Below are 345 nucleotides of genomic sequence, written 5' to 3'. Positions count from 1 at the left end.
GCGTCGATGTGCGTGGTCCCGATGATCGGGTCGCCACCGATGCCCACGGCCGAGGAGAACCCGATGTCACGCAGCTCGTACATCATCTGGTAGGTCAGCGTCCCGGACTTGGACACCAGCCCGATCCGGCCCGGCTTGGTGATGTCGGCCGGGATGATGCCCGCGTTGGACTGGCCCGGCGTGATCAGACCCGGGCAGTTGGGGCCGATGATCCGCGTCCTGTTGCCCTGGGCGCCCGCGTGCGCCCAGAACACGGCGGTGTCGTGGACCGGGATGCCCTCGGTGATGACGACCGCCAGACCGATCCCGGCGTCGATCGCCTCGATGACCGCGTCCTTGCAGAAC

Annotated in this window: 1 pseudogene; it reads right to left on the bottom strand. The window is 68.1% G+C overall.

Annotation, left to right across the window (positions count from 1 at the left end):
* Nucleotides 1–345: pseudogene (locus ACTVAJ_RS08180) on the bottom strand (succinate--CoA ligase subunit alpha); the annotation flags it as partial.

The organism is Nocardiopsis sp. KDC1DS13DA1 (assembly GCF_055632325.1).
This window is presented reverse-complemented; position numbering and strand designations above follow the sequence as displayed.